Here is a 6,410-nt window from a genome sequence, read left to right as displayed (position 1 = left end):
CCAGCGACAGGGCCAGCAGCCGGCCCATGAGGCCGGCGCCGAGCACGGTGGCTGCATCGAACGGAAGCGCTTCAAGGGAGTTCATGCGGGTGGTTGATAATTTTGCGAATGACCAACGCTTCCTTGCGCTACGCGCGCGTGCTTTCGATCGCCGGCTCCGACAGTGGCGGCGGTGCCGGCATCCAGGCCGACCTCAAGACCTTCAGCGCACTCGGGTGCTACGGCATGACCGCGATCACCGCGCTCACGGCGCAGAACACGATGGGCGTGAGCGGCATCTTCGCGGTGCCGCCGGCCTTCCTGAAGGCGCAGATCCAGTCCGTGGTGGAGGACATCGGCGTCGACGCGGTCAAGCTCGGCATGCTGCATGCGCCCGAGGTGGTCGAGGTGGTGGCATGGGCCATCGACCACTACAAGCTGCCGAACGTGGTGCTTGACCCGGTGATGGTCGCGACCAGCGGCGACCGCCTGATCGAGAACGAGACGGTGCAGCGGCTGGTGAACGAGCTGTTCCCGCGCGCAATGGTGATCACGCCGAACCTCGACGAGGCCGCCCTGTTGATCGGCCGCGAGATCGATGGCGTCGATGGCCTCGATCGCGCGGCCAGCGACCTGCTGGCGCTCGGCGCGCATGCGGTGCTGCTGAAGGGAGGCCACCTGAAGGGCGAGGAGATCGTCGACGTGCTGGCGGAGGCCGGAAGCCCGCCGCGCCGCTTCGGGTCGGCCCGTATCGCGAGCCAGAACCTGCATGGCACCGGCTGCACGCTGTCGTCGGCCATCGCGGCGCACCTTGCGCTCGGCCACGCGTTGCCCGAGGCCGTGCAGCAGGCACGTGCCTACGTGATCGCTGCGATGACGGCCGGGGCCGACATCAAGGTCGGCGCAGGCCACGGTCCGCTCAACCACGGCTTTGCGCCAGTGCCGATGCACCGCCTGTAGCCGATGCCCGGCTGAGCCAGGCGGTCACGAAGGTCAGCACCAGCGTCGGCAGGGCCGAGCCGAACTGCGGCGCCCACTGGGCCAGGCAGTGGTACACGGCGATGCCGAGGATCCAGATGGCGGCGGCACCCCAGTCGACGCGATGCGTGCCGACGCCGGACGGCGCTGCCCCGGTTCCCAGGCGCCCGAGGATCACGCCATAGAGCGGCACGAACACCGAACTCAGCAGCAACAGGAAGGGTTCCAGCGCGTGCATCGGCAGCACCAGCGCGAGGCCGATGCACAGCACGCCGATCAGCAGGCCCCATTGCTTCACGCTCCAGCGCGGCAGCAGGCTGTGCGTCGAAACAGCGCCCGAGTAGACGTCGCCGTAGGCGTTGTCGAGCTCGTCGACGAGGATCAGCCCGAGCGCGAGAAGACCGCCTTGTGCAAGCAGAAGTGCGGTGACCAGGCTGGTGCCGGTGTCGGCTGAACTCACGACCATGACGCCGAGCGCATAGCACCAGACATTGGCCACCAGGTAGCCGATCCAGGTGCCGCTGAAGGCGCTGCCCAGGCCGCCGGTGCTGCGTTTGCCATGCCGCGCATAGTCGGCCACCAGCGGCAGCCACGAGACCGGCATCGCGATCACCAGGTCAAGCGCACTGAACATGCCCATGGAGCCGTCGCCCGCGCGGGACCAGAAGGCGCCGAAGCCCTTGGCGTTGAGCTGCCCGGCAAACTGCCATGTCAGCCAGACCAGCGAAATCACCACCAGCGGCAGGCCGAAGCGGCTGACGAAGCGCCGCACCAGCTTGACCATCGAGCCGGCCAGCAGTGCCAGCAGTACCGCGCCCCAGAGCAGGGTGGTGAGCAGCGTGCCCAGCGGGGTGTCGAGCGCAAGGCCGAAGGCCTGCTTGCCGATCGCCTGCGTGCCCTCGCGCATGATGACGATCTCGAAGGTGGTCCAGCCTACGAGCTGCACGATGTTGAGCAGCACCGGCAGCCGCGCAAAGGCGCTGCCATAGGTCGCATGCATGAGGCCCGCACTGGCCAGGCCGCTTTCGCAACCGAGCCGCGCCGTCCAGGCCAGCAGCCCGGCGCCGACGCAGGAGCCGAGCACGATCGCGACGGCGGCCGCCTGCGTGCCCACGGCGGGCACCAGGTACGCGCCGACCTGCATCACGAGCAAGCCGACGCCGAGGCTGAACCAGAGCGATGCGTGGTCGTGCCAGCGGAACACGCGGGCGGAATCCGCCAGGGGCGTGAGCGCCTCGTTGCGGCCGGATGAATTGTCAGAAGGCTGTGCCATCCATTTGCTCCATTGCAAAGTGATTGGCAGGTTGCGGTTCGATGGCCATGGGTGCACGCGAGACAACGTGGAGGCCGCCGGACCAGCTTCCCTGCGCGAGGATTACCTCAATCAGGTTCAAAGGGACTCTCTCAGCCAACCGTCTGGTGAAACGGCCGGCACCCCTAGCGTGGCTGCGCAGCGATGTGCGCAACTCGTCGGATTGTAGTATTTCAGCCGACGCCGAGCAGCGTGTGCAACCGCGTGCTGGTCGTGGTGTATTGGAGCGGGATCGACTTGCCCGGGAACACGACGGCCGTGGCGGCCCAGGCGGCGAGCGTGGCCTCGTGGAAGCCGCAGACGATGAGCTTCTTCTTGCCGGGATAGGTGTTGACGTCCCCGACGGCGAACACGCCGCGCTCGCGGGTCTCGAAGCGCTCGGTGTCGACGGGGACCTGTTTGCGTTCCAGCGCGAGGCCCCAATCGGCGATGGGGCCGAGGCGGGGGGAGATGCCCAGGCAGGCGATCAAGGCGTCGATGGGGAGATCGACGGTCTGCGCGTCGGGCGTCGCAAGCTGCACCCGTGCGCCGTCGAATCCGGTTGGCTGGCCGATAAGGAGCTTCACCGCGCCTGCCGACACGGCCTCGCGGAACCGCGCCACCAGGGAGTCTTCGGCATTGAAGGCGTCGCGGCGGAACAGCAGCGTGACCTCGTTCGCCTGGCCGGCGAGCGCCAGTGCGGTTTCGAGCGCGGCATCGTCGCCACCGTGCACGACGACGTCCTGGCCGGCGAAGCGTTCGAGCGCGTCGGGGTGGTAGAAAAGCCTGGTGCCCTCGAAGCGCGAGATACCTTCGACGGTCATGCGGCGCGGCACGAAGGCACCTACGCCTGCCGCGATGAAGACTGTCCTGGCCAGGAATGACGTGCCAGCCGAAGTGCCCAGCAGCAGGCGGCCATCCGGTTGGCGCTCCAGCGTCGCGACCTGCTCGCCGTAGTGGAACGTCGGCTTGAACGGCGCGATCTGTTCGAGCAGCGAATCGACCAGCCCGCGCCCGGTGGTGCGCGGTGTGCCGGGAATGTCGTAGATGGGCTTGTCGCCGTACAGCTCGACGCATTGGCCGCCCGCACGGGGCAGCGCGTCGATGATGTGGCAGGAGATTTCGAGCAGCCCGAGCTGGAACGCCTGGAACAGCCCGACCGGGCCCGCGCCGATGATCAGCGCGTCGGTTTCAATGGGGGCGTGCATCAAGAGAAATACGGACTACCGAACGCAGAAGTCGCAAAGGATCGCAAAGGTCGCAAAAGAAGACATCAAGAATTCTCTTCTGAATTTTTTGCGACTTCTGCGAAACCTTTGCGACTTCTGCGTTCGGCTGTCCGTATTCGACGGCCTCAGCGAACGAGCTCGCCCACCTTGTTCGTCACGTCCTTCCACTCCTCGGCATCGGGCAGCGCGGGCTTGCGCTTGGTGATGCTCTTCCAGCCGTCGGCCAGCGAGAGTTCGGCGTTGAGCTTGATGAAGGCGATCTGGTTCGCGGGGAGGTCTTCCTCGGCGTAGATCGCGTTGACGGGGCACTCCGGAATGCAGACGGCGCAGTCGATGCATTCGTCGGGGTCGATCACCAGCATGTTGGGGCCTTCGCGGAAGCAGTCCACGGGGCACACGTCCACACAGTCGGTGTATTTGCAACGGATGCAGGATTCGGAGACGACGTGGGTCATGTTCTTTTGCTGAAGCTGGTGATCGGGGAAACCCGCGATTTTAGTTGTTTGTGACAGAAGGCTGCACGAGCACGGCCGCGGAAGTCTTATGGGTCGCGGTGTCGACCAGCACCAGCGAGCCGAGTGCGCGCGATTTCGCGAAGGGCAGGACGGCCAGCGGCTGCTGCAGTGACAGCACCACGTCACCGATCGAATTGGCTTCCAGTTGCGTGGCGGGCTCGGAGCCAAGTGTCGTGATGTTCACGCGGTCGATGATGCGCGCAACCTTGGCCTTGACCCAGCGATGACCCTGCAGCGCCCAGTACACGCGGCCCGCCACCAGCGGCTCGTCGTCGAGCCATGCGATGGTCGCGGTGATCTCGCGCACCGGCTCGAAGGCCTCGGGCTCCAGCAGCCAGTCGCCGCGTGAAACGTCGAGCTCCCGGTCCAACACGATGCCGGCGCTGTGGCCCGCATGCACAGCGTGCGGCTGGCGCACGTGGTTGAGCACTTGCGCGACGGTGGCGGTCTGCTTGCTCGGCAGGACCGTCACGCGCTGCCCCGGCTCGACATGTCCGCTGGCGACGCGGCCCCAGAAGACGCGGCGCCCTTGCGAGGTGTCGGCAGACGAGGAGAACTTCTCGACCCATTGCACCGGGAAGGCGAAAGGCACCGCCTCGTCCTTCTCGGTCACCGGCAGTTGTTCGAGCAATTCGAGCAGGCTCGGGCCTTCGTAGTTGCACCAGTCCGCATGGCGCGAGGCCACGTTCCAGCCCTTGAGCGCGGAGATCGGCACGATGGCTGCGACCTGCACATTGGCCGCTTCGGCGAAGGCGTTGAGCGCGGTCGAGATGCGCTCGAAGGCGACTTCGGCATCGTCCATCGCATCGAGCTTGTTGACGGCGAACACGATGGACTGCACGCGCAACAGGTTGCACAGCAGGGTGTGGCGGCGGGTTTGCGGCAGGAGGTCCTGCACGACGATCTCGCCGTCGGGCACTTCGCCGGCCCACGGCAACTTGGTGGCATCAACCAGCACCACGGCGGCGTCCGCGGCCGAGGCGGCGGTGACCATGTTGCGCGTGTACTGCTCATGGCCCGGCGCGTCGCCGATGATGAACTTGCGCTTGGCGGTCGAGAAGTAGCGGTAGGCGACGTCGATGGTGATGCCTTGCTCGCGTTCTGCGGAGAGGCCGTCGGTGAGCAGGGCCAGGTCGGTTTCGCCGCCGCGCTGCACGCCGGCAAGCTGGTCCTGCAGGACGGTCTTGCTGTCGACCAGCAGGCGGCCGATGAGCGTGCTCTTGCCGTCGTCGACGCTGCCGCAGGTGATGAAGCGCAGGGCGGTGCCGGTGTCGCCGTGACCATGCACTTCGGCCGGGACATTCAAAACATTCGTAGTCATCTCAGAAATATCCGTCTTTCTTGCGCTTCTCCATCGAAGCCTCGGAGGTCATGTCGTCCATGCGCGTCGCGCCGCGTTCGCTGACATCCACGCTCAGCGTCTCGATCACCACGTCGCCGGCATCGGAGGCCAGGCTTTCGACCGGGCAGGTGGTGGTGATGTCGCCGACGGTGCGGAAACGCACGTCGCGCACTTGAATGGTTTCGCCGTCGCGCGCTGGCGTGAGGCCGGTCACCGGTACCAGCAGGCCGCGGCGCTCGACCACCTCGCGCTTGTGCGTGTAGTAGATCGACGGCAGGCCGACATGTTCGCGCTCGATGTATTGCCAGACGTCGAGTTCGGTCCAGTTCGAGATCGGGAACACGCGGAAGTGTTCGCCCGGAGCAAGGCGCGTGTTGAACAACGTCCAGAGTTCGGGGCGCTGGTCCTTTGGCTGCCATTGGCCGAAGGAGTCGCGATGCGAAAAGATGCGCTCCTTCGCGCGCGCCTTTTCCTCGTCGCGACGGGCGCCGCCGATGAGGGCGTCGAAACGGAATTCCTCGATCGCCTCGAGCAACGTCACCGACTGGTGCGCATTGCGTGACTCGCCAGGGTGCGCCAGGCGCACGGTGCCGCGTGCCATCGAATCCTCGACGCTGCGCACGATCAGTTCGGCGCCCAGTTCCTTGGCGCGCTGGTCGCGGTAGTCGGTCACTTCGGGGAAGTTGTGGCCGGTGTCGATCATCAGCAGCGGGTAGGGAATGCGTCCGGCGCCGAAGGCCTTCTCGGCGCACTTCAGCAGCACCAGCGAGTCCTTGCCGCCTGAGAACAGCAGCGTCGGCCGTTCGAAGGCGGCAGCGACTTCGCGCAGGATGAAGATGGTTTCTTCCTCGAGCGCGTCGAGGTGCGTGTTGGACAGGCGCGCAGGGGAGTGCATCGAGGGCAGCAGCAGTTCGGTATCGGTACGGGCGTTCATGGGGTCTTTAATTCGGGCAGCCGAACGCAGAAGTCGCAAAGGTTTCGCAGAGGTCGCGGAAGGGAAAACCAAAAAATTGAGTCATTTCTTTTTGCGACCTTTGCGTGTTTGTCTTCGTTCTGCGTTCGGCTGTCCGTATCCG

General features: G+C 66.0%; 6 protein-coding genes and 1 riboswitch. Of the genes, 1 reads left to right on the top strand and 5 read right to left on the bottom strand.

Annotated elements, in window-relative coordinates; all coding sequences use genetic code 11:
• Positions 1 to 108: 108 nt before the first annotated feature.
• Positions 109 to 939 carry a bifunctional hydroxymethylpyrimidine kinase/phosphomethylpyrimidine kinase gene (gene thiD, locus HCU76_RS31600; RefSeq protein ID WP_213959200.1) on the top strand — a complete coding sequence of 277 codons (831 nt, stop codon included), beginning with the start codon at positions 109 to 111 and terminating at the stop codon, positions 937 to 939.
• On the opposite strand, the gene HCU76_RS31595 is transcribed toward thiD, so the two are convergent.
• The 5 genes from HCU76_RS31595 to cysD form a co-directional block, all read right to left on the bottom strand.
• Positions 899 to 2,230: a cytosine permease gene (locus HCU76_RS31595; protein ID WP_213959201.1), complete on the bottom strand. Its 1,332-nt coding sequence runs from the start codon at positions 2,228 to 2,230 to the stop codon at positions 899 to 901. The genes thiD and HCU76_RS31595 overlap by 41 nt on opposite strands.
• A 71-nt stretch (positions 2,231 to 2,301) precedes the next feature.
• Positions 2,302 to 2,406: riboswitch (TPP riboswitch) on the bottom strand.
• 36 nt (positions 2,407 to 2,442) lie between these two features.
• Positions 2,443 to 3,456, bottom strand: a complete 1,014-nt coding sequence (locus HCU76_RS31590) for an NAD(P)/FAD-dependent oxidoreductase (protein WP_218511470.1) — start codon at positions 3,454 to 3,456, stop codon at positions 2,443 to 2,445.
• 146 nt (positions 3,457 to 3,602) lie between these two features.
• Entirely contained in the window at positions 3,603 to 3,932 is a 330-nt protein-coding gene (gene fdxA / locus HCU76_RS31585) for a ferredoxin FdxA (RefSeq protein ID WP_218511469.1), read from the bottom strand.
• Between the two features lie 40 nt (positions 3,933 to 3,972).
• Positions 3,973 to 5,313, bottom strand: coding sequence for a sulfate adenylyltransferase subunit 1 (locus tag HCU76_RS31580; protein ID WP_213959204.1), 1,341 nt, complete (start codon positions 5,311 to 5,313; stop codon positions 3,973 to 3,975).
• 1 nt (position 5,314) lies between these two features.
• Entirely contained in the window at positions 5,315 to 6,268 is a 954-nt protein-coding gene (gene cysD / locus HCU76_RS31575) for a sulfate adenylyltransferase subunit CysD (RefSeq protein WP_213959205.1), read from the bottom strand.
• Positions 6,269 to 6,410: the final 142 nt, after the last annotated feature.

This window comes from Variovorax sp. dw_308, from assembly GCF_019207085.1.
Taxonomy (GTDB): domain Bacteria; phylum Pseudomonadota; class Gammaproteobacteria; order Burkholderiales; family Burkholderiaceae_C; genus Variovorax.
This window is presented reverse-complemented; position numbering and strand designations above follow the sequence as displayed.

Coding starts and splice junctions, on each gene's coding strand:
- thiD (WP_213959200.1), top strand. CDS start 109: ATGACCAACGCTTCCTTGCGCTACGCGCGCGTGCTTTCGATCGCCGGC.
- fdxA (WP_218511469.1), bottom strand. CDS start 3,932: ATGACCCACGTCGTCTCCGAATCCTGCATCCGTTGCAAATACACCGAC.
- cysD (WP_213959205.1), bottom strand. CDS start 6,268: ATGAACGCCCGTACCGATACCGAACTGCTGCTGCCCTCGATGCACTCC.
- HCU76_RS31590 (WP_218511470.1), bottom strand. CDS start 3,456: ATGCACGCCCCCATTGAAACCGACGCGCTGATCATCGGCGCGGGCCCG.
- HCU76_RS31595 (WP_213959201.1), bottom strand. CDS start 2,230: ATGGCACAGCCTTCTGACAATTCATCCGGCCGCAACGAGGCGCTCACG.
- HCU76_RS31580 (WP_213959204.1), bottom strand. CDS start 5,313: ATGACTACGAATGTTTTGAATGTCCCGGCCGAAGTGCATGGTCACGGC.